Origin of the sequence: Paenibacillus sp. GM2 (assembly GCF_900069005.2) — a bacterium.
Taxonomy (GTDB): domain Bacteria; phylum Bacillota; class Bacilli; order Paenibacillales; family Paenibacillaceae; genus Fontibacillus.
This window is the reverse complement of sequence record NZ_LN831279.1, coordinates 3,376,176-3,398,867: the sequence shown is the minus strand read 5'-3', so window position 1 is coordinate 3,398,867 and position 22,692 is coordinate 3,376,176. Positions and strand designations below refer to the sequence as shown.

Annotated in this window: 19 protein-coding genes; 12 read left to right on the top strand and 7 right to left on the bottom strand. The window is 47.3% G+C overall.

All coding sequences use genetic code 11. The features are described 5' to 3' along the window. Nucleotides 1–635: 635 nt before the first annotated feature. From BN1360_RS24965 to BN1360_RS24940, 6 genes are all read left to right on the top strand, one after another. Entirely contained in the window at nucleotides 636–1,310 is a 675-nt protein-coding gene (locus BN1360_RS24965) for a response regulator transcription factor (protein WP_068782511.1), read from the top strand. Next, nucleotides 1,307–2,686 carry a sensor histidine kinase gene (locus tag BN1360_RS24960; protein WP_068782510.1) on the top strand — a complete coding sequence of 460 codons (1,380 nt, stop codon included), beginning with the start codon at nucleotides 1,307–1,309 and terminating at the stop codon, nucleotides 2,684–2,686. The genes BN1360_RS24965 and BN1360_RS24960 overlap by 4 nt, the downstream gene beginning before the upstream one ends. A gap of 87 nt (nucleotides 2,687–2,773) precedes the next feature. Continuing rightward, nucleotides 2,774–3,889, top strand: coding sequence for an ABC transporter permease (locus BN1360_RS24955; protein ID WP_068782509.1), 1,116 nt, complete (start codon nucleotides 2,774–2,776; stop codon nucleotides 3,887–3,889). A gap of 102 nt (nucleotides 3,890–3,991) precedes the next feature. After that, on the top strand, nucleotides 3,992–4,675 hold the full coding sequence (locus BN1360_RS24950; RefSeq protein ID WP_068782577.1) for an ABC transporter ATP-binding protein: 684 nt from the start codon (nucleotides 3,992–3,994) through the stop codon (nucleotides 4,673–4,675). Nucleotides 4,676–5,262: 587 nt separating this feature from the next. After that, nucleotides 5,263–7,146, top strand: a complete 1,884-nt coding sequence (gene htpG, locus BN1360_RS24945; protein ID WP_068782508.1) for a molecular chaperone HtpG — start codon at nucleotides 5,263–5,265, stop codon at nucleotides 7,144–7,146. 201 nt (nucleotides 7,147–7,347) lie between these two features. Beyond that, nucleotides 7,348–7,851 (top strand): CYTH domain-containing protein, encoded by a 504-nt coding sequence (locus BN1360_RS24940; protein ID WP_068782507.1) that lies wholly within the window; start codon nucleotides 7,348–7,350, stop codon nucleotides 7,849–7,851. 168 nt (nucleotides 7,852–8,019) lie between these two features. Here the strand turns inward: BN1360_RS24940 and BN1360_RS24935 are convergent, their stop codons facing one another. Continuing rightward, a complete protein-coding gene (locus BN1360_RS24935; protein ID WP_068782576.1) occupies nucleotides 8,020–9,012 on the bottom strand; it encodes a chitosanase in 993 nt (330 codons plus the stop codon). 433 nt (nucleotides 9,013–9,445) lie between these two features. Further along, entirely contained in the window at nucleotides 9,446–10,204 is a 759-nt protein-coding gene (locus BN1360_RS24930) for an SGNH/GDSL hydrolase family protein (RefSeq protein ID WP_148466642.1), read from the bottom strand. 209 nt (nucleotides 10,205–10,413) lie between these two features. Between BN1360_RS24930 and BN1360_RS24925 the strand changes: the two genes are divergently transcribed. Beyond that, a complete protein-coding gene (locus BN1360_RS24925; protein WP_068782506.1) occupies nucleotides 10,414–11,400 on the top strand; it encodes a Gfo/Idh/MocA family protein in 987 nt (328 codons plus the stop codon). Nucleotides 11,401–11,561: 161 nt separating this feature from the next. Then, nucleotides 11,562–12,032, top strand: coding sequence for an AraC family transcriptional regulator (locus BN1360_RS24920; RefSeq protein WP_068782505.1), 471 nt, complete (start codon nucleotides 11,562–11,564; stop codon nucleotides 12,030–12,032). On the opposite strand, the gene BN1360_RS24915 is transcribed toward BN1360_RS24920, so the two are convergent. The 3 genes from BN1360_RS24915 to BN1360_RS24905 all read right to left on the bottom strand — a co-directional run bounded on the left by BN1360_RS24915 (nucleotide 12,019) and on the right by BN1360_RS24905 (nucleotide 15,618). Then, nucleotides 12,019–13,179 (bottom strand): phosphodiester glycosidase family protein, encoded by a 1,161-nt coding sequence (locus tag BN1360_RS24915; protein WP_068782504.1) that lies wholly within the window; start codon nucleotides 13,177–13,179, stop codon nucleotides 12,019–12,021. The genes BN1360_RS24920 and BN1360_RS24915 overlap by 14 nt on opposite strands. A 186-nt stretch (nucleotides 13,180–13,365) precedes the next feature. Then, nucleotides 13,366–14,982 carry an alpha-glucan family phosphorylase gene (gene glgP, locus BN1360_RS24910; protein ID WP_068782503.1) on the bottom strand — a complete coding sequence of 539 codons (1,617 nt, stop codon included), beginning with the start codon at nucleotides 14,980–14,982 and terminating at the stop codon, nucleotides 13,366–13,368. A gap of 48 nt (nucleotides 14,983–15,030) precedes the next feature. Beyond that, entirely contained in the window at nucleotides 15,031–15,618 is a 588-nt protein-coding gene (locus tag BN1360_RS24905; RefSeq protein ID WP_068782502.1) for an SLOG family protein, read from the bottom strand. A 448-nt stretch (nucleotides 15,619–16,066) separates the two neighbouring features. Between BN1360_RS24905 and BN1360_RS24900 the strand changes: the two genes are divergently transcribed. The 4 genes from BN1360_RS24900 (at nucleotide 16,067) to BN1360_RS24885 (ending at nucleotide 21,031) form a co-directional block, all read left to right on the top strand. After that, a complete protein-coding gene (locus BN1360_RS24900; RefSeq protein ID WP_068782501.1) occupies nucleotides 16,067–16,942 on the top strand; it encodes a DUF6612 family protein in 876 nt (291 codons plus the stop codon). A 540-nt stretch (nucleotides 16,943–17,482) separates the two neighbouring features. Continuing rightward, entirely contained in the window at nucleotides 17,483–18,661 is a 1,179-nt protein-coding gene (locus tag BN1360_RS24895) for a YecA family protein (protein WP_068782500.1), read from the top strand. Nucleotides 18,662–19,343: 682 nt separating this feature from the next. Next, nucleotides 19,344–19,970, top strand: a complete 627-nt coding sequence (locus BN1360_RS24890; RefSeq protein WP_068782499.1) for an SGNH/GDSL hydrolase family protein — start codon at nucleotides 19,344–19,346, stop codon at nucleotides 19,968–19,970. Nucleotides 19,971–20,035: 65 nt separating this feature from the next. After that, nucleotides 20,036–21,031 carry a Gfo/Idh/MocA family protein gene (locus BN1360_RS24885; RefSeq protein WP_068782498.1) on the top strand — a complete coding sequence of 332 codons (996 nt, stop codon included), beginning with the start codon at nucleotides 20,036–20,038 and terminating at the stop codon, nucleotides 21,029–21,031. Between the two features lie 107 nt (nucleotides 21,032–21,138). On the opposite strand, the gene BN1360_RS26340 is transcribed toward BN1360_RS24885, so the two are convergent. Both BN1360_RS26340 and BN1360_RS24875 read right to left on the bottom strand, forming a co-directional pair. After that, the gene (locus BN1360_RS26340) at nucleotides 21,139–21,972 is read right to left on the bottom strand and encodes a methyl-accepting chemotaxis protein (protein WP_068782497.1); all 834 of its coding nucleotides are present in this window, start codon (nucleotides 21,970–21,972) and stop codon (nucleotides 21,139–21,141) included. A gap of 346 nt (nucleotides 21,973–22,318) precedes the next feature. Then, nucleotides 22,319–22,531, bottom strand: coding sequence for a hypothetical protein (locus BN1360_RS24875; protein ID WP_179015431.1), 213 nt, complete (start codon nucleotides 22,529–22,531; stop codon nucleotides 22,319–22,321). Nucleotides 22,532–22,692 lie beyond the last annotated feature (161 nt).

Sequence of the window (22,692 nt, the reverse complement as noted above, 5' to 3'; positions counted from 1 at the left end):
GCGATCAAGCGCGAGGTGCTGCGCGCTCTGGCAGCTCAAGCATAGCTTTAGTCTCCTCGCAGGGCTCAGAGGCGTAGCGGGCTCTTGCTAACGATAACGAAACTATGGAACGCTATTTCCTTCAAAACAATAACTAATATATTGTGCGGACCTAACGTTCATAGCTATCTACTACCCCCGACTATTAGCTGTAACTTCTCCCTACTTGACATCGTAGGGGGCCTCCCTCGGAATTAGAATGCGCCCATGCATCATAGGTGGCCTTCTTCAGCAGCGCTGCACTGGCGGCCTGTTTTTTATACCGTTTCAGCCTGATTGCTTTTTTCACTAGTATCGATATCAAGATGTATCAGGCAAGTCAAATAGCGCCTACCCCGTACTACCACACAACCGGGGAGACGCTATTTTTATGCCAAGATCAAAGGTTTGCCTTCTGTCGTTAGGCTGGGACTCGATAGGCTTTGGCGGGAGATGTGACTGTGGGCCATTGCCATTGCTATGCGACGTTGTCCCCTTGTGCCCCAATGGGCTTCATGTCACAAGGGGTGCCCCAATGGTCGTGTTTGAGATATCGCATGGAGTGCGATATATTGACTGTATTCAGGGATGATTTGTACAGGGGGATGCTAGTAATCATGTTAGATATATTAATCGTTGATGATGATCGGCATATTCGCGAGCTGGTGAGCTATCATTTGCAGAATGAGGGATATCGGGTGGTCGAGGCGGCTGATGGCAATGAGGCATCGGAGCTTCTTTTCTCCCGCCATATTGATCTCGCCATCATAGATGTCATGATGCCTGGCAAGGACGGATTTCAATTATGCGAGGAAATCAGACGGTATTATGATTTTCCAGTGATTCTGTTAACAGCCAAAGATCAGCTGGCGGATAAGGAGCGCGGGTTCTCGGTAGGCACCGATGATTATTTGACAAAGCCCTTTGAACCGCAGGAGCTGTTATTTCGGATCAAAGCGCTGCTCAGACGTTATCAGATGGTGAGTGCGGAGTCGATCAAGCTCGGAGATACAATTATGAACCGTAAAGGATACGAAGTACATTGCAACGGCAAGCAGCTCATGCTGCCTTTGAAGGAGTTTGAGCTGCTATTTCAGTTGGCCAGCTATCCGGGACGAATCTTTACGCGCGAGGAGCTGATCGAGCTGATCTGGGGCATCGATTTCAACGGGGATGACCGTACCGTCGATGTCCATATCAAAAGATTGCGCGACCGCTTCAAGGACAATCAGGATATCGTTATTACGACGGTGCGGGGCGTTGGCTATAAGCTGGAGGCGGCAACCTCATGAGATCGCTGTATATCCGTATTTTGTTCACGTCGATTCTTGTTATTCTGGTCAGCAGCATCACGGCTTTTATCGCTTCGAACATTTATTATCAACACAAGCTGAAGCCGTATAACGACCAGAAGATCAGTAAGATGGCCGAACAAATTCAAACTTTTTATGAGACGAACCGCGAGGTTAATCTGAGCGACTATCTGGAGCATGTTGGCGATCTCGGCTACCAGTTATACATTGTGAACGAGCAGGGAAGCGGTTATTTCTACGGAGGGTCTTTCCGCGGGATAAAACTGGATCAGCAGGTGGTCGAGAGCGTACTTGACGGACAAGTTTATCACGGGATTGCGAATTTTCCTCCGGGCTTGTTCATAACCGGTTTTTTCGACAATGATCTAAAAAATACGATTGGTGTTCCGCTCAAGACGGCCGAGGATTCCTTCGCGCTATTTATCCGCCCTAATGTGGAGGTGCAGTTCGGGGAATTGCGAAATTTCTTCGCGATCATTCTGGCCCTTACCATCGCGATGAGCATCCTATTGTTCGTATTTAATACGCGTTGGGTCGTTCATCCGATCATCAAACTAACGGAAGCGACCAAAATGCTGGCCCAAGGGAAGTACAATATCAAGCTGGATTTGAAAAGAAAGGATGAGATCGGCGAGCTGGCCAATCGCTTCACCCATATGACGCGAAGTCTCGAACAGCTGGAGGAGATGCGGCAGGAGTTCGTCTCCAACGTATCGCATGAGATGCAGTCGCCGCTGGCCTCCATCCAGGGCTTCTCACATACGCTGCTGCATGCGGATTTACCGGAAGAGCAGCGGCGTCATTACTTGTCCATCATCGAGGACGAGAGCAAGCGGTTGTCGCAGTTAAGCAAGCAGCTGCTAATGCTGGCCTCACTGGATAAGGAGGAGGCGATCCTGGAGAAGAGCAGCTTTGATGTCGGCGAGCAGATCCGGCAGGTCCTGTTCATGACCGAATGGAGCTGGCGCGAGAAGGAATTAGCCATCGATATGGATCTTCCCTCGATCATGATCTATGCCGATAGCAGGCTTATGCAGCAAGTGTGGATTAATTTGCTGACGAACAGCATCAAATATACCGAAGAAGGCGGGACGATCTTCGTTCGTCTGAAGCAGCAGGATGACAGATGTATCGTTGAAGTGGAAGATACGGGGATCGGTATTGCCGCGGAGGATATTTCGAATATTTTTCAGAGATTCTATCGCGCGGACAAGACGAGAAGCCGCAAGGAAGGCAGCAGCGGTCTGGGGCTTGCGATCACGAACAGAATTATCACCCTGCACGGGGGACGGATTGAGGTTGAGAGTGAGCCTGGCAAGGGATCGGTATTCCGTATTATTTTGCCGATAAAGTAATTGTTGTTCATATTGCGTTCATATTCTAGTCCTATAGTTATCTGCATAAAGAGATCTACTCTACTTATAGGATAGGAGATGAACACAATGTTTCTAGCAATCCGGGAGATGAAGCATGCCAAGACGCGCTACCTGCTCATTTCACTCATTATGGTTCTCATTGCTTTTCTCGTTCTGTTTGTAACCGGGCTGGCGCAAGGGTTATCTTACGCTAATGCGTCATCCATTCAAAATATGAAGGCAGACTATTTAATTCTGCAGCAGGATGCGGATCACCGCTTGAACCGTTCGATGATCACGGAAGATACCTGGAAGCAAATCCAGCAGGCATCCAGCGATCAGCAGGGCGTCGAATTAAATCCGCTAAGCGTGAAAATGACTTCAATTGCCAAAGTAGACGACACCAAGAAAATGGACGCTACCTTCTTCGGGATCGATCCGGAGGGCACGCTGGCCCCGGTGATTAAGGAAGGGCGGTTGATGGCTGCCGGAGCGGACCATGAGGCGGTCGCTGACAAGACTTTTGCCGATAAAGGGCTTAAGCTCGGAGATATGATCGAGGATCAGGCATCGGGGCAGCAATATGAGCTTGTGGGCTTCACCGAGGGCCAATCCTACAGCCATACTCCTGTTATTTTGATGAGCTTCAAAGGCCTGGAAGCCACCGAGGCCGGCAGGCCAGCCACTGTGGGGAATGCGGCATATAATGCTGTTGCCCTGAGCGGCAGCCAGACGATTGCGGATCAGATCACCAGCAAGGTGCAAGGCATTGAAATCGTAAATAAAGATACAGCGCTGAAGGGAATCCCGGGTTACCAGGAGGAGCAGGGTTCTCTGCTTATGATGATTGCGTTCCTGTTCATAATCGCTGCCTTCGTACTGGCTGTTTTCTTCTATGTTATTACGATTCAAAAAATGAGCCAGTTCGGCGTGCTCAAAGCCATTGGCGCCAAAAATAGTTATCTCGCTCGCAGTCTGGTGCTGCAGGTACTGACCTTATCGCTGGTCTGTCTCGCTATCAGTATTTTGTTAACCTATGGCGTCGCAATGGTGCTTCCGGACAGCATGCCGTTCCAATTGAACACGTCGGTGGTTGCCGGATGTGCGGTATTGTTCATCGCGGTGTCCTTACTGGGCTCGCTGTTGTCCCTGTTCCGCGTTGTTAAGGTAGATGCGATTGAAGCGATTGGGAGGGCGATGTAAATGAGTACAGTCATGAATAAGGCGACGGATTACTTGAATAAGCAAATCGACAACGATGAAAATAATGCTGCTAAGCTTGCAGGCGCACGAGGCACAGCTGCTGTGAATACCAAGCTGCTGCTGCAAAATATCAGCAAGGTGTACGGTGATGGGGACACCTCTGTGCAGGTGCTGGATCACATTTCACTGGAGGTGAAGGCGGGCGAATTTGTCGCTCTTGTAGGCCCTTCGGGTGCTGGAAAGAGTACCTTCCTCTCGATTGCCGGGGCGCTATTGTCGCCAACTAGCGGACAAATCTGGATCGGTAATCAAGAGATTAGCCAATTGCCGGAGAAGAAGCTGAACCAAATCCGGCTCGACAAGATTGGCTTCGTCTTTCAATCGGCCAATCTGATTCCTTATCTCAGCGTCATCGATCAATTGATTCTGATTGGCGAATTAGCCGGCAAATCGCGCAGGGAATCACACGCCAAGGCAGAGAAGCTGCTGCGCGAGCTTGGTCTGGGACATCGCTTGAAGCATTATCCGGACAGCTTGTCCGGTGGAGAACGTCAGCGTGTGTCCATCGCTCGGGCTTGGATGAATGATCCGGAGATCATTCTCGCAGATGAGCCGACGGCCAGTCTGGACTCTGAGCGGGGCCGAGCTGTCGTGGAGATGCTGGCGGCTGAGGTGAAGCAGCGCGGCAAAGCCGCCGTCATGGTCACTCATGACCACCGGATGCTCGACTTGTGTGATCGCATCGTATACATCGAAGACGGCAAGTTGTCGGAGAGAGAACTGTAACGGTTATCCGCCTCAGGCTTTGGTCAGGCAGCATATGGCTTCTTCAAGGGGGCGTCTCAAAGGTCGATCATCCGACCCGGGGACGCCCCGTTTGTGTGTTCAAACCGGCGGTTGCACCCAATTATTCTATCCGACCCAGCGGACAAGATTGACCAGTAGCGTTTGAAGCTTGGATATACCCGCTTTGCCATGGACACTTATTTCGCGATAGGGCAAAAATCGCTTTGGTCACCGCGTTTTTTCCTCTAAAGGCCAGAAGTGACCATTAGGAGAGCGAAGTTGTTTCTTTCTTGCTATAACGGTCATTTTGACCGCTGAATAGAGGCGATCAGGCTGGTTTTAGAATTTCTATGTGATTTCCACGCTTATCTAAACAAGTTCTTGCTGTTGAAATGCTCTTAACAGGTTTCAAATTGGAGAGAACGAATAGAAAAGCACGAATATCACAAGGAGATATTGACATTGAAAATTAGGATATTTAATATAAAGTTATGTGTTAGCACTCTGGATGTATGAGTGCTAAGAGTGGAATGTAGAAATTTAACATTGTGATCCTAACGATATCATTGAAGGGAGATTATTCATTCATGGCTAAGAAAGAATTCAGAGCAGAATCCAAAAGATTGCTGGAAATGATGATCAATTCCATCTACACACAAAAGGAAATATTCCTGAGGGAACTGATCTCCAATTCGAGCGATGCGATTGACAAGATTTATTACAAAGCTTTGACCGATGATAATCTGGTCTTTAACAAAGACGATTACTATATTAAGCTCGCGGTGGATAAAGAGAGCCGCACCCTGACTATTTCCGATACAGGTATCGGGATGACGAAGGAAGAACTGGAGAATAACCTGGGGATCATCGCCAATAGCGGATCTTTTGCTTTCAAGAATGAAAATGAGGCGAAGGATGGACATAACATTATCGGGCAGTTCGGCGTAGGCTTCTATTCCGCATTTATGGTAGCCGACGACGTTACGGTAACTAGCCGCGCTTTGGGCAGCAACGAAGCCTATCAATGGCATTCCGCGGGTGCGGATGGTTATACAATTGAGGCTTGTGAGAAGGATAATGTAGGTACGGAAATTACGCTTAAGATTAAGCAGAATACGGAAGATGAGAATTACGACGAGTATCTTGAAGAGTATCGTTTAAGATCGATCATCAAGAAGTATTCCGACTTCATCAGATATCCGATCAAGATGGATATTCAATCGAGTCGTCCTAAGGAAGGCAGCGAGAATGAATTCGAGGATTTTGTCGAAGAACAGACAGTGAACAGCATGGTGCCGATCTGGCGCAAGAACAAAAGCGAGCTGACTGACGAGGATTACGAGAATTTCTACATGGAGAAGCGTTACGGGTTCGACAAACCGATCTCGCATATCCATATCAAGGCGGACGGCGCTATCGTCTACAATGCGATCCTGTTCATTCCGGAGAAGACGCCTTTCGATTATTACACCAAGGAATATGAGAAGGGGCTTGAGCTCTACTCCAACGGCGTGCTGATCATGGACAAATGCAGCGACCTGCTGCCGGATTATTTCAGCTTCGTCAAAGGGATGGTTGATTCCGAGGATTTGTCGCTGAACATTTCTCGGGAAATGCTGCAGCATGACCGTCAGCTGAAAATGATCGCCAAAAACATTCAGAGCAAGATCAAGAGCCAATTGCAAGCCTTGCTTAAGGATGATCGCGACAAGTATGAGAAGTTTTATGAGTCCTTTGGCCGTCAATTGAAATTCGGCGTGTATAATGATTATGGCATGAATAAGGAAGTGCTGCAGGATCTGCTTCTGTTCACGTCCTCTCAAGAGAAGAAGCTGGTGACCCTGGATGAATACATATCGAGAATGCCAGAGGATCAGAAGTATATCTATTATGCCGCCGGCGAGTCGGTTGAACGGCTTGAGAAGCTGCCACAGACGGAAATGGTAGCCGATAAAGGCTATGAAATTCTGTATCTCACCGATGATATCGATGAGTTTGCGATTAAAGTGATCATGAATTACAAGGAAAAGGAATTCAAATCCGTATCCAGCGGCGATCTTGGTATCGAAGCAGATGCCAATGATGAAGCGGCTAAAGCGGACGAGTCGGAAAATAAAGACCTGTTCGAGTATATGAGCGGCTTCCTTGGCGGTAAAGTGAAGAAGGTCAAAGCGTCCAAGCGCCTTAAATCCCATCCGGTCTGTCTCTCCTCTGAAGGCGAAGTATCGATCGAAATGGAGAAAGTGCTGAATGCAATGCCAAGCGGCCAAGAAGTGAAGGCTGATAAAGTGCTGGAAATCAACGTGAATCATCAAGTGTTCGAGGCGATGAAGGATGCTTTTGCCGTGGATAATAAAGATAAACTGAATCTTTACACGAACTTGCTCTACAATCAGGCCCTGTTGATCGAAGGTCTGCCGATTGAAGATCCGGTTGACTTCACCAACAATATTTGCAAAATCATGCAGTAAGCATGGATTGAAGAGTTTAGTCAGATTTGTCATGCTAGATATGAGTAGCGATTTAGCCAAGGCATATTTGGCAGCGATATCCTGTCTCACGGAGCGAAGTGGGACAGGATATTTTATTTTGAAAGGCAATGTTATACTTAAGAACAGATGAGATAAAATGGAATGGATCAGAGCTTAGATTGAGGACTAAGGAGAATTGTGATGTCACTTGAAATTGAACGTAAGTTTCTATTGTCGGAGTATCCGGCGAATAGGATCAAAGAAGGCGAGATTCAGATTGAAAGAGAGCAGATCATCGAGCAGACATATCTCGCTTTGCATGGAGATCAGGAGCTGAGAGTCCGTAAAATTGATGATCTGGCCAGCGGGAAAGTCGAATATACGCATACCTTCAAAAAAGGTCACGGGATTGCCCGGGAGGAAGTGGAGTATTCCATCTCCAAAGGGATCTATGAACAAATGATTGATACTCATCAAGCTGTGCCGCTAATTAAAAAACGGACTACGGCGGTATGGGGAGACCGTGTGATCGAAATGGACGATTACGAACAAATTCAGCTGCTGGTGCTGGAGGTGGAGTTTGCTTCGCTGGAAGAGGCGGAGAGCTTTGCTGCACCTGCATGGTTTGGCAAGGATATCAGCTCCGACAAGCAGTACAGCAATAAAAAAGTATGGCAGGAGCTTCAGGCCCGGAAGGGGCAATAGACCGAGAAAGTGTAAAATAGGACGCTCTTTGCAGTTTATGGGGCTGGTGCGTATCAATTGAAATACGAGTGATAATATATATGTAAATGAAGAAAAGCAGGGCGCATCTTCGGCGATGCCCCCTGCTTTTTATTCTAGTATAGCTGCTTATTTACCCGGACATCGGGTTTATTTCAATTTCCAATTAGTTACTTGTTTGATCGCAGCATCGGCGTTTTTCAGATCGGTCTCTCCCATGCTCAGGAGCGTACTCCATTGTTTGACACGATTTTTACCGTTTGGAGGTGTGTTGTATTGATTGGTATCAACTACTTTGGTCCGCTCCGCGTAAAATTTCGTCATAAATGTCTTTTCATCCTTGCTGCTGCCCGAGCGGGACAGGATGCCTTGCAGACTGCCGGAATCGCCTGTTGCCCCTTGGTTCAATGCCGTGTCGACAAAAGAACCGATGGTCAAAGCCGAATTAAAGCCGCGTTTTTTGGCCTGATCGACACTATATTTAATGTAGACATTATAGAAGGTGCGCCACATAGCTTCTCTCCAGGCGGAGTCATTTTGCAGACTGTTGATCTTTTTAACGAAGGTGCTGTTGCTGTCTGAAATAACCAGAATGCCATTTTTCATTTTTCCGTTAATTCCGAGCCGTTTCAGCGCGCCTTCCACACTTGGGTTACTGGCTCCTTTGATCCGGTCGTATTCTTTGAATAATTCGGGAGCATCCGGCCCTTCGTCATTTGGCCCGCCTGTGGTGGCTCCGAAAATGCCGATCGTATAGCCGCGGTCGTCGTCAATATTTTCGCAATAACCGTAATATTTGGTCCAGTTAAGGTCGTCCTGCTCCGGCTTGTTGACAAGCTTCATGATGTTATCCCACTGTTCTGCGTCAAGGCCCGTATTTGTTTTCAAAAATTGAAGGGTTTGCGGTGAAAATTTGGATTCGGGGGTTTCAGCAGCCATAGGGCTGATCTCTTGAGCGTTAGTTTGTTTTTCCGTAAGGGTCAAAGTTTGCGTAGCTTCCGTATCCGTATTGTTCTCAAGAAGCTCGGCATATGCCTTTGTTTGCACAGGACCGGAAAATGAGACCATTGAGCTGAGCAGGGCAAAGCTGAGCATAATCGCTGTAAATCTTCCCTTAGGATGAGTTCCTTTTTCGGGTGTCATTTTCATTCCTAATTCCCTCCATCATTTATTTTGGCAAATTTGATAATCAGGCGTGGATGTTAATTTGATAATTAAAGCGCTTTAACTTTTGGGATGAAGAATAACCTCCGGATGTTCCATTGAATGCTGTAATAATTAAAGGAATAATATGCTTGGGATGATCGACCTCCTCACACTTTAAATTTAAGCGCTTAAACTTTATTGGGATAAAAAATATCCGGCTCAAACGGAATCTGCATGGTGCGAGGGATATTTTATCCCGGCTGCTTATCTATGGTGCAATATGATTATAATGGATAATTATGGATATGTATAGAGCTATTTTTAAAGGTCAGGATTAAGAGACGTAACATCCTATGCCAATCATTTCAGACCGCAAAAAAGACCCATTCTCGAATCGTTATTATCGAGATCTGGATCTTTGTCTTTAGCTTTATTCCAAGGCCAGATTGTTCTTGGAGTCGAGCAGAAGGTATTGATAGTTGCTCTTCACGAATTCAAGCACCTTCTCGCTGATGATGCGATGGCCTTCCTGATTAGGGTGAATTCCGTCCGAGCACAGGAATTTGGTGAAGTCTGGGTGTTGCAGAAATGCGCCGCGTACGTCGATATACTTGGTCTTCGTCAATTCGGAGACTTTCAGGATGGTAGAGTTGTATCTTTCCTGCCACCAGTATATTTTCGTTACGCTGCCCAGCCATTTTAGAATGTTCTTCTCGGCATCCGGACTGCTCCTGCTGACCCATTTAAAATATTTATCTGCATTCAGAGGCGGCAGGTTCATCAGAATAGGAGTAATTTGCTGCTTCTTTAAATATTCAATAGCTTCCGTCAGCATTTTCTCAAATGTATTGAAATCCGTCTTGGGGCTATGCTCCGCTTCGGGGTTATCGGCGATCTCATTCCAATTGAAGTCGCAGTCATTGCCGCCATATTCAATCAAGACAACATTGGGCTTATCCTTGTCCACATCTCGCTTCAGATTGCTGAAGCCCTTCATCAGGGTATTGCCGAACCGGGCTGTGTTGCGGACCGCGCCCTTCAATTTCTGCTGCAGGAGTGAGACATAATTCTCCTCCAGAATAACATATTTGTTGCGCTCTTCATCATAGATGACTCCTTTGGAAATAGAATCACCGGAAATCATATATTTGGTGTCTCCGCTCATCAAGTCAACGTCGCGCTCACTCATCGTACTCACCTCATTTTCATGCTTCATGATCTTGATTCTATTGTAGATTAGTGCCCAAGCAAAACGCAAGTGTGTTGGCGGCTGATTCATTCTATATTGATGAAGGGTTTGTGAAAGGTAGACATGTGATGTTTCTCATGAGAGAATGTTGATAGCGTGTTCAAAATCGGATATTTTATTAATACTAGAGAAAAAAGGGGTTGAATAGTATGGTGCGATTCGGAATTATCGGAACGAACTGGATTACGGAGCGCTTTATTGATGCGGCAATGGAAACGGAACGCTTCGCCTTAACAGCGGTATATTCTCGTACAGAAGAGAAAGGGAGAGCCTTTGGTGCCAAATACGGAAATCCGACCGTATATACAGACGTGTCAGCCATGGCATCTAGTCCGGAAATAGATGCTGTATATATCGCCAGCCCGAATTCTCTCCATATGGAACAGGCTATTATATGTATGGATCAGGGAAAGCATGTATTGTGTGAGAAGCCGATGGCATCCAATGCGGCAGAGACTCGAAACATGATCGAAGCTGCGAAACGCAACAATGTATTGTTAATGGAAGCGATGAAATCCACGCTGATGCCAAATTTTCGGGTAGTTCAGAACAATTTATATAAGCTGGGGCAAGTACGCAGGTATTTTGCGAGCTATTGTCAATACTCCTCCCGTTATGATGCATTTAAGCAAGGAACGGTATTAAACGCTTTTAATCCCGAATTCTCCAACGGAGCGCTAATGGATCTTGGAACCTATTGTATCTACCCGATGGTCACCTTGTTCGGAAAGCCCAAACAAATTAAGGCTAACGGAATTTTATTGCCGTCCGGTGCGGATGGCGAAGGCAGCATTATTATGAATTATGATGAAATGGATGCAGCGGTGATGTATTCGAAGATCGCTGATTCCTATCTGCCAGCGGAGATTCAAGGGGAGAACGGAACGCTGGTAATCGAGCGGATTAATCAGCCTTATGATGTGAAAATCATTTATCGCGATGGCACGATTGAGGATTTGCGGCAGCCGCAAATGCAGGAATCGATGTTCTATGAAGCTCGTGAGTTCATTGATCTGATCGAGACCGGACTGCGCGAGAGCAGTGTCAACTCGCTTATCCATTCTCTGCTTGTGGCGGAGATTATGGAAGAAGCAAGACGGCAAATCGGTATACGCTTCCCTGCGGATTCGAATTAGGGGGCGCAAAAATACAAATGACAAAAAGTACGAGACCATAATAAATGGCTCGTACTTTTTTGATCTTCAGAATTGGAAATAGAAAAAAAGTTATGAATATTTTTTATACCATGTTAGCATTCGAAATGTATCAGATATTCCCTATGAGAGGATGAAAATGCATGAATATTAAGGTCGAAGTGATACCGCAATATCGAATTGCATATGTTCGCCAGACGGGTCCCTATGGTCCAGCCAACCATCAGGCGATGGAGACGCTGAAAAAATGGGCCAAGGAGCGGAATTTGCTTACGGCATCGACGATTTTACTCGGAATTCCCCAGGATAATCCGGCAACCACGCTTCCTGAACACTGCCGATTTGACGCGTGTATTGTGCTATCCGAGGACGATCCACTGGATAATGCGATTTGTGAAGGCATATTGCCTCGTGGTGAATATATGACCTTTAAAGTCAAACATACGGCAGAGGATATCGAAAAGGCATGGTCCAACCTATTCCCCGCTCTTCAAGACAGCGGTTATCAAATGGATCAAAGACCGATTATGGAAAGATACATGGGTGATATGACTCGTAATGAGTACTGCGAGATATGTGTACCTGTCCGATCTACGGAATCTACTGGACTTTAACGACAAGAGCATTGCTGATCTTGCGCCCGGGCGTGGTCAAGTATTTGCCGTTATAGTAGAGTCCGCTGGATGCTCCGCCGTCCAGATTCATCGCCTGGTAAGCACCAGCCTGCTTCATCATCTCGGCCAACTGGGGGATCGTAGCTCCGCCAGTTGTCAGCAGGATCAGCTTATGGTCGCGGGTGATGCCGAGCGCGCTGCGGGCGCCACCGCCAGTCAGAATCTTCGGGTCCTTGAAGCCTTCCTCGACTACATTAAGCGCAACCTTGCCATTTACGATCAGTCGCGGTCCGGCCTGCAGCCCGCCTTGGATGTCCCCCTCAGCGAATCTGGTCGGGAAGTCCGCGCCGGGTATTAATTCAGCCAACAGATTGTGGTCAAAGGTAAATACCGTACGCCGGTCGCCGGAGCTTTTATGAGCTATGCTTCCTCCACTAATGATATAACCGTACGGGCCTTTATAGCTTCCTGTCGTATAGGCATCAAAGAAGGTTCCGTTAATGGCTACGGTCGCTTTACTGCGCTTGGCGATGCTGCTGAGCTCCTCGACATTGCCTGCTTCATCTCCGGCAAGGACAACATCCAGCGAGACCTTTGGATGCAGGAGCGATATGGTGACCATTTGCGTGTTATAGGATTTGCTGCCAACCTTAAATGTTTTCCGTTCGCTGATGATCGGCTTGTCCTGTTTGCCATATGCGGCTTTGGTTATGTAAGGAAGTGAGGTGGTAAGCAGGTTCTCTGTGGAAGCCTCGGATGCCTTGCTATGTATAGTGAGCGAAGCCGTATCCTTCGACCATTCCAGCGATACTGGAAAAGAATCTTTAATAGTCTGCAAAGGCACGAAGGTTATGCCGCCTTCGGTGAATGGAGCATCGGACAGTTTAATGGACTTGTCATTACGGATCGCTTGGGTCTTCCCCAAGTGCATCGTTAGCTGCGTTTCGCCCCGAATGAGGTCGATCCGTTTCTCGGCCGGTGTCCATCCGGTTTTGATGCCGTCCATTCCGTTCAGGGAACGTAGGGGAATGAAGGAATGATTGCTTTTGTCATCCAGGAGCACGAAGTTCTTGGCAGGAGGAGCGGCATAGCTGGCTGGAATCAGGCAGGCGAACAGCAGCACCGCAAGTAGGATTACTTTTTTCATGAAGCTGAATCTCCTTTATAGGTATTGTGTATTAGTGTATTATACCTGAAATGATGCGATAAAAGGGAAATTTTGTCGAATAATTGATTCCTAATAACTAAAAAGATCGCCACTTAGGTTAAATCCAGGAGCTTTAAGCCCCCTGTTTAACCCAATAGCGATCTTTAACTTGCCAGGTTAACCTGGCTACGCCTTGATGTACATTTTATTGTAATATTGTTCAATCATGCGTTTGGTGGCGAACGGCTCGCGTGTGGTTTCAATGCTTTTGCGCATCATCTCGACCCACTTCGGCCTGTTCTCATAATAGGTAGGTAATACTCGCTGCAGCAGCGTCTCGTATAATGCTTCACTGTCATGGCGATCCAGCGCTTCAGTATTGTCTGTCTCCAAGCCGTCGCCGAACTGCCAACCGTTCTCACCATCAAGGCAGGCTTCTGGCCACCAGCCATCCAGAATTGAGCAGTTGAGCACGCCGTTCATCGCTGCCTTCATTCCCGATGTACCGCTCGCCTCCAGCGGCCTTCGCGGATTGTTGAGCCAGATGTCCGAGCCGCGGGTTAGCGCCGCCCCGATCGTCATATCGTAATTTTCCAGGAAGACGACGCTTCCCGGGTATTTCTTCATCATGGCGACGAGATTGCTGACGATTCTCTTGCCGGTGTCATCAAGCGGATGAGCTTTGCCGGAGAAGACGATCTGGATCTTGCCGGATTCGAGATAAGGCGCGATCAGCTCTGGCTTGGAGAAGATCAGGTCGCTTCGCTTGTAAGGAGCCGCTCGGCGCGAGAAGCCGATTAATAAATGATCGGCATTCAGGCTTATGCCGGAGCGCTCTTCGATGAAGCGGATCAGCTCACGCTTGAGCTCCATATGCGCGGCCCACAGATCCCCATTACTTTCGTAAGCGGCGGTTATTCTCGGATCAACCCAGGTCGGCGTATGAATGGCGTTCGTGATGCTGATGATCTCTGAGCGGCCGGCTACATCCTGCCACATTTTATTGGCCGTGATGCCATGCAGTTTGGCGACGCCATTGGAAATGCGCGACAGCCTCAGCCCGGCAACCGTCATATTGAACGGATTGCCGCCGATGCGCTCCATTTGCTCGCGGGTGAGATGGTTGAAGGCGGACATATACTCAAGCCGCTCTAACGGATGGGATTCATTGCCTTCCCGGATCGGTGTATGGGTGGTAAATACAACCTCGTCCCGAGTGGCTTGCCAGGCTTCCTCGAAGGAGCGGCCGGCATTCATTTTCTCACGGATCAATTCGATCGCCGCCAACGCCGCATGTCCTTCATTGAAGTGATATACATCGACCGGGATCTGAAGCGCCCGAAGTGCCCTGACTCCCGCGATGCCAAGCACAATCTCCTGAGCGATGCGCTCTTCACCAAACCATCCGTACAATTGTCCGGTAATCCAGCTATCGCTATTTTGCGGAATATCGGTATCGAGCAGATATAGCGGGTTATTGCCGAATTTCTCCGTTTTCCACACTTTGCAGTGAACGTCAATGTTGCGAATTGTTACGCTGACTTGTACCCCTGTATCCTCAAGGAACTCATACATGTAGTTATGATAAGCATCGTAAGGCTTGCCATCGGGATCGATATGCTGATCGGTATATCCCTGCTTCCATTTGATACCGATGCCTATGATCGGGGCACCGACATCTCTGGCGCCCTTGATATAATCGCCGGCAAGAATACCGAGACCTCCCGCATATATTTTGAAACTGGATTCAAGTCCGAACTCCATACTGAAATAAGCTACAGTCGGCAGGTGCTGTTGAGTCATTGCCAATCGCCTCCTTATATCCCATGATATGAGGCCGACATCCGGGCGTTACCAGAGGATATCATCCTGCGCCGTACTTTCCTTCTCCAAATGCTGACGATCATCATCAGCGATGGCCTGGATTTCCTCCGCACCGATCATAATCACGGTATAATTCTCCGTGGCTTGCTTCTTCAAGGCCCGCTGCTTCAAGTATTTTGGACTCGCTTCACCCATCTCTTCGTCATAGACAAGCAAAATGCCATCGGTCTTGCGGAACAGCAGCTCATCCCTGGCGGCAAATTGCCATGGACCTCTATAGGGCTCTTTACTGACAGGAGCATAGAAATCAACCTTAGCGATCAAATCCTGGTAATAAGCCTTTTTATCCTCTTTCCATTGCTCTTCAGGGTGGCTGAAGGCAGTAAGTATTGAGCATTTGAGCGCCGGATACTGTCTTCTTAGCTCGATTGCGGCTTCGCAGGCCCATAGGTCTACGCCGTATTGTCCCGGTGTAATGACCCATTCCAGCCCTTCCTCCAGCAGCGGTATCAAGCGCGAGATAATCGCCTGGCGGATGTACGGGATTCCTTCATGTTTATTGTTATATATTCCGAGTTCATGTGCGCGGTAACCTGTAACCAAAAGATTTTTCAAGATTTAACTTCCTTTCCGAGCGATGCAGATTCGTGTCTATTATATATGTCTTGGCCCAGGAAGGCGATTTATAACGGCAGAGAGCCTACGCACCTCATTGGGAACAGATTAGTTATATTTAGGAGGAAAGTCCCTTTTCTTTTCCATACTGTTTTGGGTAATATAGGGTCTATGTTTCAATCGAGTCCCAAAAGGCCGGTTTTCAGCACCCAAGCTGTTGCTTCCAAGTGCGTTTACATTCAGTTGGATGAAGCCTGGGTCTGAGGAGCGGAGCGTACGTTTTGAGTATATGAGCATCTGGGATGTTTCCGCAGGAAACATGACTTCGTAAGCATATGCTTAGGTCCTGCTGAATTCAAGATTCGGTGTCGAATTTACTTTCTGTGTTACTTCGGGATCAAAAGCGGACTTTTTGGATGACCATTTTAGAAATAGGAGGAGAAACTGTATGAAGAAGATGGTGGTATTGCTATTAGGGGTAGTTCTGGCTTTGGGATTAACAGGATGTGGCCAGGACAAAAAGGCGGACAATAATGCAAGTTCCGGTGCGGAATCAAATGCATCGGCAGCAGTGAAGACAAACGAAGGTGTGGCTGCGCCAGCAGCGGATGAACTGCTCACGAAGCTGACGGATGCAATGAAAGATTTGAAGAGCCTCTCAATGACGGCGACTTCCAAGCAGCATCTCGTTATTAAGGTGGGCGAGGACACCCAGGAGCAGAACATCGATATGGAAATCAAGTCTGACATTATCCAGGACCCGCTGTCTATGAAGCAGGAATTGCATATGGCGATGGGAGACCTGGGGAATCAGGACGTTACGCAGTATATTACTGCAGACGGGATCTACATGCTTACAGGCGGATCCTGGGTGAAGCTGACAGATGAGACCATGATCGCCACCCTGAAGGACGCTGCAAAGGATACCGCTGATGCTACCCAACAGATCGAGCAATTCAAAACGATCGCCGGCGAAATGAAGGTCACTGAAGAAGGCGGCGACTACGTGCTGAAAGCCAATCTGTCCGGCGACAACATGAAGGAACTGGCTAAATCGCTCTTAAGCCAAAACGGTGGCGAGAACCAGGCAGAGACAATGGCTGTGCTTGATCAAATGAATATCGATAATATTAATATCGTATATTCCATCAATAAGGAGACTTATCTGCCTTCCAAGATGTCTGTTGAAATGAATATGGATATGGAAGCGGAAGGACAGCAGGTATCGATGGAGATGAAAATGGATTCGGCCTTCTCCAAATTCAACGAGATCGACGCAATTGAAGTTCCACAGGAAGCATTGGATAACGCGATTGTTCAATAAGAATTAATAACTTGAAGACGCATCATTCATTTGGCAGTCATTGCCGTGAATGATGCGTCTTATTATTTGCTGAACTTTACAAAAAGCGCGCTTCTTCTACATACTTAGGTATAAAGTCCTTATCTCTGGATTTAGAAATATGATCAATTATTAGGATATAGCTTATCATTTGGAGGATTCAGATGAATAGAGGGCTGCGAATGGACAGGGCTTCTCCATGCATTTGACGCAGGACTCGTCCTGCTCTCAATTTGGGGCGATCAAACCGATTCTTATCCCACAGGAAGCTATTGATACGGCTTATTCGGAGTAGAATAGAAGAGGTATCCGGGAATAGTAAAAATTAAGGCTAACTAGCTACAGCGGTTGATTTAGTGCTAAACAGCAGTTAGTCTTTTTATAAAAACAATGGGAATTATTAGTGATTTGCAGCCCGGACTTGCGCCTATCGTGTATAATAGATAAATAGAGCGCGGCCTGACTAATTTCTGTTAGGGTGTTTGAGCTGCGCATAAGGATTGGATTGGATGAGGTGTATACATGTTAGACAACAAAGCCCAATTTGAAGCAACGAACATACAGCATGCTATCATTGGCGAAGTTACGACTAGTCTGAAGGAAATTCTCCATGGTCTTACCAAGACAAGACTAGCTGCATTGGCGTCGGTGTACAAGGTGCCTGGGCGTTCTAAATTGAAAAAGGGCGAGCTTGCCGACAAATTGCTGGAATGCATTACAGATCGGGAGGTTCTGAAGACAACGCTTCTGCTGGCCAGAGCCGAGGAATGGAAAGTGCTCAAAGCGATTGCGGAAGATTCCGTATTACAGGACAATTATGTCCCTTACGGATATTATGCCTATTGGCTGGAGCGCGGATTGGTTGTCAGCTACTTTACGGACAATAAGCTGTATTTGCTTATACCGGATGAAGTCAAGGCTGCATATGCTGAGCTGGAAGCCAGCTCATTTGGCAAGGTTCTGAACAGATATCAGCTTGTATTCCGCTATATCTCTGCTGCTACGAATTTATATGGTGCGATCAAGCCGGACAAGCTGGTGGAGATTTTCAATGAGCAAAATGATGACAAGCTTACTGTTGAGGAGCTCAAAGCTTTATACGAAGAGTTTAGCGGCAGAGACCAGCTATTCCGTATGTACAAGGGATACCTGATTGTTGAGGATCTGGTCTACTCCGATGATGCTTCTGAATTCAAGGGGCTGCTGGAGAAGATGAAGGGCAAGAGCTACCATGTGCCCGATAAGGACGAATTGTTGAAATATTCGAATGGTCTCTATTATGAGATGACTCCTCAGCTTACGGCGTTAAGAAGCTATATTATCAAGGAATTACGTCCTGATTCTGAATTTGTGGATGATTTGGTCGACGACATTCAGCTGGCCTGCTCTATGGAAGCGCCAATTCAGGAGATCATGCATGAATTTGAACGAAGAGATATCGAATTTGATAGTATGGAGCAGGTGCAAATGGTCGTCTATCTGGTGACCGAAGCATATAACCATACACGTCTGGCTTCGAACGGCGGTTATACACCGCTAGAGAGACGCGCGATATCGAAGGACCTGGAGTCAGGCTACAGAGCGGCGGTGCCTCCATTCCGGGCACAAGTCAAGAATCAGGTCATTTCCAAGAAAATTGGCCGTAATGATCCTTGTCCGTGTGGAAGTGGTCTGAAATACAAGAAATGCTGCGGTAAATAAAAAAGAATATAAACCTGAGGCGTCATGCCTCAGGTTTATTCTGAATGAAAGCTCGTATTGGTTGAATGTCTACTTACAGCAGATGTTCAAAAAGTCGGCTTTCTTTCTTCTCCAGGCCAACTTTTTCGATCTTCCGCTAAAATATTTTGACAACGGTTACATATCCCGTTTACATTAGTGATGAACTGCCATAAGGGTAAACGCGATATAAAATGCAGCATAGAAAATGCCCAGACCAATAATCAGTCCAAAGACATTGCTCTTGGCTTTGCTGCTTCCTGGTTCCCACATCATCATAATCAGCCCCTTTGTCGCTGTTGATGTAATTGTGAACGATCTGTGTCTAATCTAATTATTGAACATTTTGTGTCAAATTTCAAACATTTTTTTGAACTTTTTTAAAATATTTTTTTCTTGCGCTTAAATACATATACTTTTGTCGGCTCAAAGGGCGGATTTTCAGTACCGAAGCGGCTGTTTCCGAGGTGCGTTTTACGAAACGCTTCCGTTTGCGTGAAGCTAGTAGCTAAAGAAACGGGGTTTTCACGTTTTCGTGGAGAACGACCTCATAAATATTAGCCTTTTGATCAAGAGTGGACTTTTTGGACAACCTCTTTTATTCTGAATTTGGTTGAATGTTTATAGTTAAAGGATTGTAGTTGAAACTAAAGGAGACGAGAAAATGCTGCTGAATAACGATGAAATCGTACTCTTTCAGGGAGACAGCGTTACGGATTGCGGTAGGGATTATTCCAACCCGGCATCACTTGGAAACGGTTACGCCAATCTGGTCGCTTCCCGGCTAGGCTATCTGTATCCGGAGAAGCGGCTGACTTTCTACAATCGGGGGATTAGCGGCAACCGGGTAGTAGATCTGCAGAATCGCTGGGAGGAGGATAGCCTTGCTCTAAAACCGACCTGGGTATCGATTCTGATCGGCATCAATGACACCTGGCGACGGTTTGACAATAACGATGAGACTCCGGTCGAGAGCTATGAAGCAGGTTGCCGTGAAGTACTGGAGCGTACGAAGAAGCGGCTGGGAGCGAAGCTGATTTTGATGGAACCCTTCGTATTGCCGACACCGGAAGATCGGTTGGCCTGGCGCTCTGATCTGGACCCGAAGATCCAGGTAGTACGTAAATTGGCGAGGGAATTCGACGCCTTGCTTGTTCCGCTTGACGGATTGTTCGCAGCCGCCGTATCCCGGGCAGACGCTGCTTATTGGGCGCCGGATGGCGTACATCCGTCTGCGGCAGGTCATGCGTTGATGGCTGAAGCATGGCTTCGTGCGGTTAAGGCTTTGTGAGACTGCTAAGCTTTTTTGGAACATCTCTAACAGGAAATTATTCTATGGAAGAAGGGTAAAAGGTTATGGGAGAGTTCGCAGGGAAGAAATTGAAGTGGGGAATTTTGGGTACAGGCTGGATTGCCGAGCAATTCACGAAGGATTTGGTTCATGTGACGAATGGGGAAGGATTTGCCGTAGGCTCACGAACACAAGAGAAGGCGGATGACTTTGCCAAGAGGCATGGACTTCCCCGTGCTTATGGCAGCTATGAACAGGTATTGAAGGACCCGGAGATTGATGTGGTTTATGTAGCAACGCCGCATCCGCAGCATCATGACAATGTGATAGCAGCCCTGCGAGCGGGCAAAGCGGTGTTGTGCGAGAAGCCGTTTACGGTCAACAGCTCCGAGCTGGAAGAGATGATCAAGCTGGCTGCCAAGAAGGGCCTGTTCCTGATGGAGGCAATGTGGACCCGCTTCCTGCCAGCCATTGTTAAGACGAGACAATGGATCAAGGATGGACGAATCGGTGAGATCAAGCTGTTGAAGGCGGAGTTTGGATTCTGCGCGGATTGGAACCCGGAAGGCAGATTATTCAATCCGCAGCTAGGTGGGGGAGCCCTGCTGGACGCTGGGATTTATCCGGTCTCCTTCGCTTCGATGATCTTCGGAACTCATCCTGTACGCATACATAGTGCAGTACAGCTTGGAAAGACCGGTGTGGATGAGCAATTTTCCGTTCTGCTGGATTACGGTGTTGGCAGAAGCGCCTCCCTGCATGGGGCCACCCGGCTTAATATGAACAATGATGCGCATATTTACGGAACGAAAGGCATGATTCATGTTCCATCCTTCCTGAATGCAAGGACAGCTTCGCTGCGAGTAGAAGGCGCGGAGGAGGAAGTATTTACGGATGATCGGATTTCGATCGGCTATGCCTTTGAAGCGCAAGAGGTGGGCGAATGTCTGCTTCGGGGGGATAAGGAGAGCTCGCATATTTCGTTAGAGGAGTCTCTGTCAATAATGGGCCTGCTCGATCAGTTAAGGGCCGACTGGAAGCTGAAGTATCCGTTTGAGTAAGCGGAAGGATCATTTTGTATAAAAAAAGCCGTTGGTTCAACTCTCCGTTAAGAGGGGCGAACCAGCGGCTTCTGTATTACGCAGACAGGAATTGAATGAAATTGGCTCTATTCATGGGAGAAGCGGAGCAATCCTTCGATAAAGCTCTTCATATTGTTGTTGGACTCATTCAACTGTTCGATGACATTCATGAAGTCAGTGACGAGCTCGGCCTGCTCCTGAGACGAATGGGCGATCTGCTCGAAGTCTCTCTCCAATTGCAGGATGGATTCCTGAACGCTACGCAGTGTAGCAGCGATATTAGCGCTTGCGTCTCTGGTGCTGACAGACAGCTTCCTTACCTCTTTGGCAACCACGCCAAATCCGGCTCCCGCTTCACCTACCCGCGCCGCTTCAATAGCGGCATTTAATCCGAGCAGGTTTGTCTGATTGGAAATCTCTTGAATGAAACCGACGGTCTCATTAATCTCCGCCGAATTATCCACAGCGTGCCGGGTATTCGTCATAATATGCTCACTTGTCGCTGTGAGCTCTTCAGCATGTGCCGCGACGGTTTGCACCATGTCAACCAGCTGCCCGGTGATCGTGTTCATCATCTGCATGCCTTCCTCTAGCCTTTGTCTGTTCTCATAAGATTCTGCGGTCGCGATGGCGCCGATAATGGCTCCGTGTTCGTCGTAGACCGGAGAGGCAGTAGCTATGATTGGAAATCCGTAGATATGCTCCGCAATATGGGTGACGGAGTTCTCCCCGTTCAGCGCCTTGCGCAGGTTCTCATCATCCGTGGGGATCGGGGTACCTGAAGTAATACCGAAATCTATTTTTTGTGAAGGCATATAGAATAGAAATTTCTCCAAGTCTGTTATACCGATCATAATATCTTCTTTGACCAGCTTCTTGATATAAGGTACCGCTTCGATAAGGATATCCAATGGATTCATATACCGACCTGCCTATCTTATTAAATTTTGAAGTAATTATATCTTTTCTCGACATTATTTGACAATGATAGTGTAGGCCTATTTACAACAGAATGAATGCATAAAACGCCAAAGACAATAAATAACCAGTATATGCAGTACTTCTAAAATTATTGATCGGGTCATACGCTAAATATATACGATATGATGAACATTCGTTATAGAATTGAATGCAGCAAGACGAGGAAGTAACCCGGGGGCAGTGAGGAATTGGCTGCTGCGGATTACTTCCTCTTCGACACCTTATTTAGGCTACTGGGCGATAAGCGGAACGTTGCGGGATTTAGGTGCGGATGGAGATCAGCGTTCATTCTTTTTTGGAGTCGGCTTGTTCCATGGCTCTCGCTTCATGAACCTTCTCATCCAGGCTTTTGATCTCCTGGGAGAGAACTTGCAGTACACTGTCCATACTGTTGAGTTTGTCGTTCACATTTTGCAGCACGTATTTAATCAGAATGAAGCACAGAGTGACGGGGAATCCAACATTAGTGACCAGAGATACGATATCAGCAACTTGCATGTTCACGCCCTCCTCTCATGGAAGTTCCCTTTCATAGAGCTATTCAAACACCATTTTCTGATCTTTGAAATTACCGCTCTCACTATATAGAGAAAATAATAGCCTCAAAATACAACCATAAATTAGAAAAAATGTTATAATGATAAGCATCCGACATATTA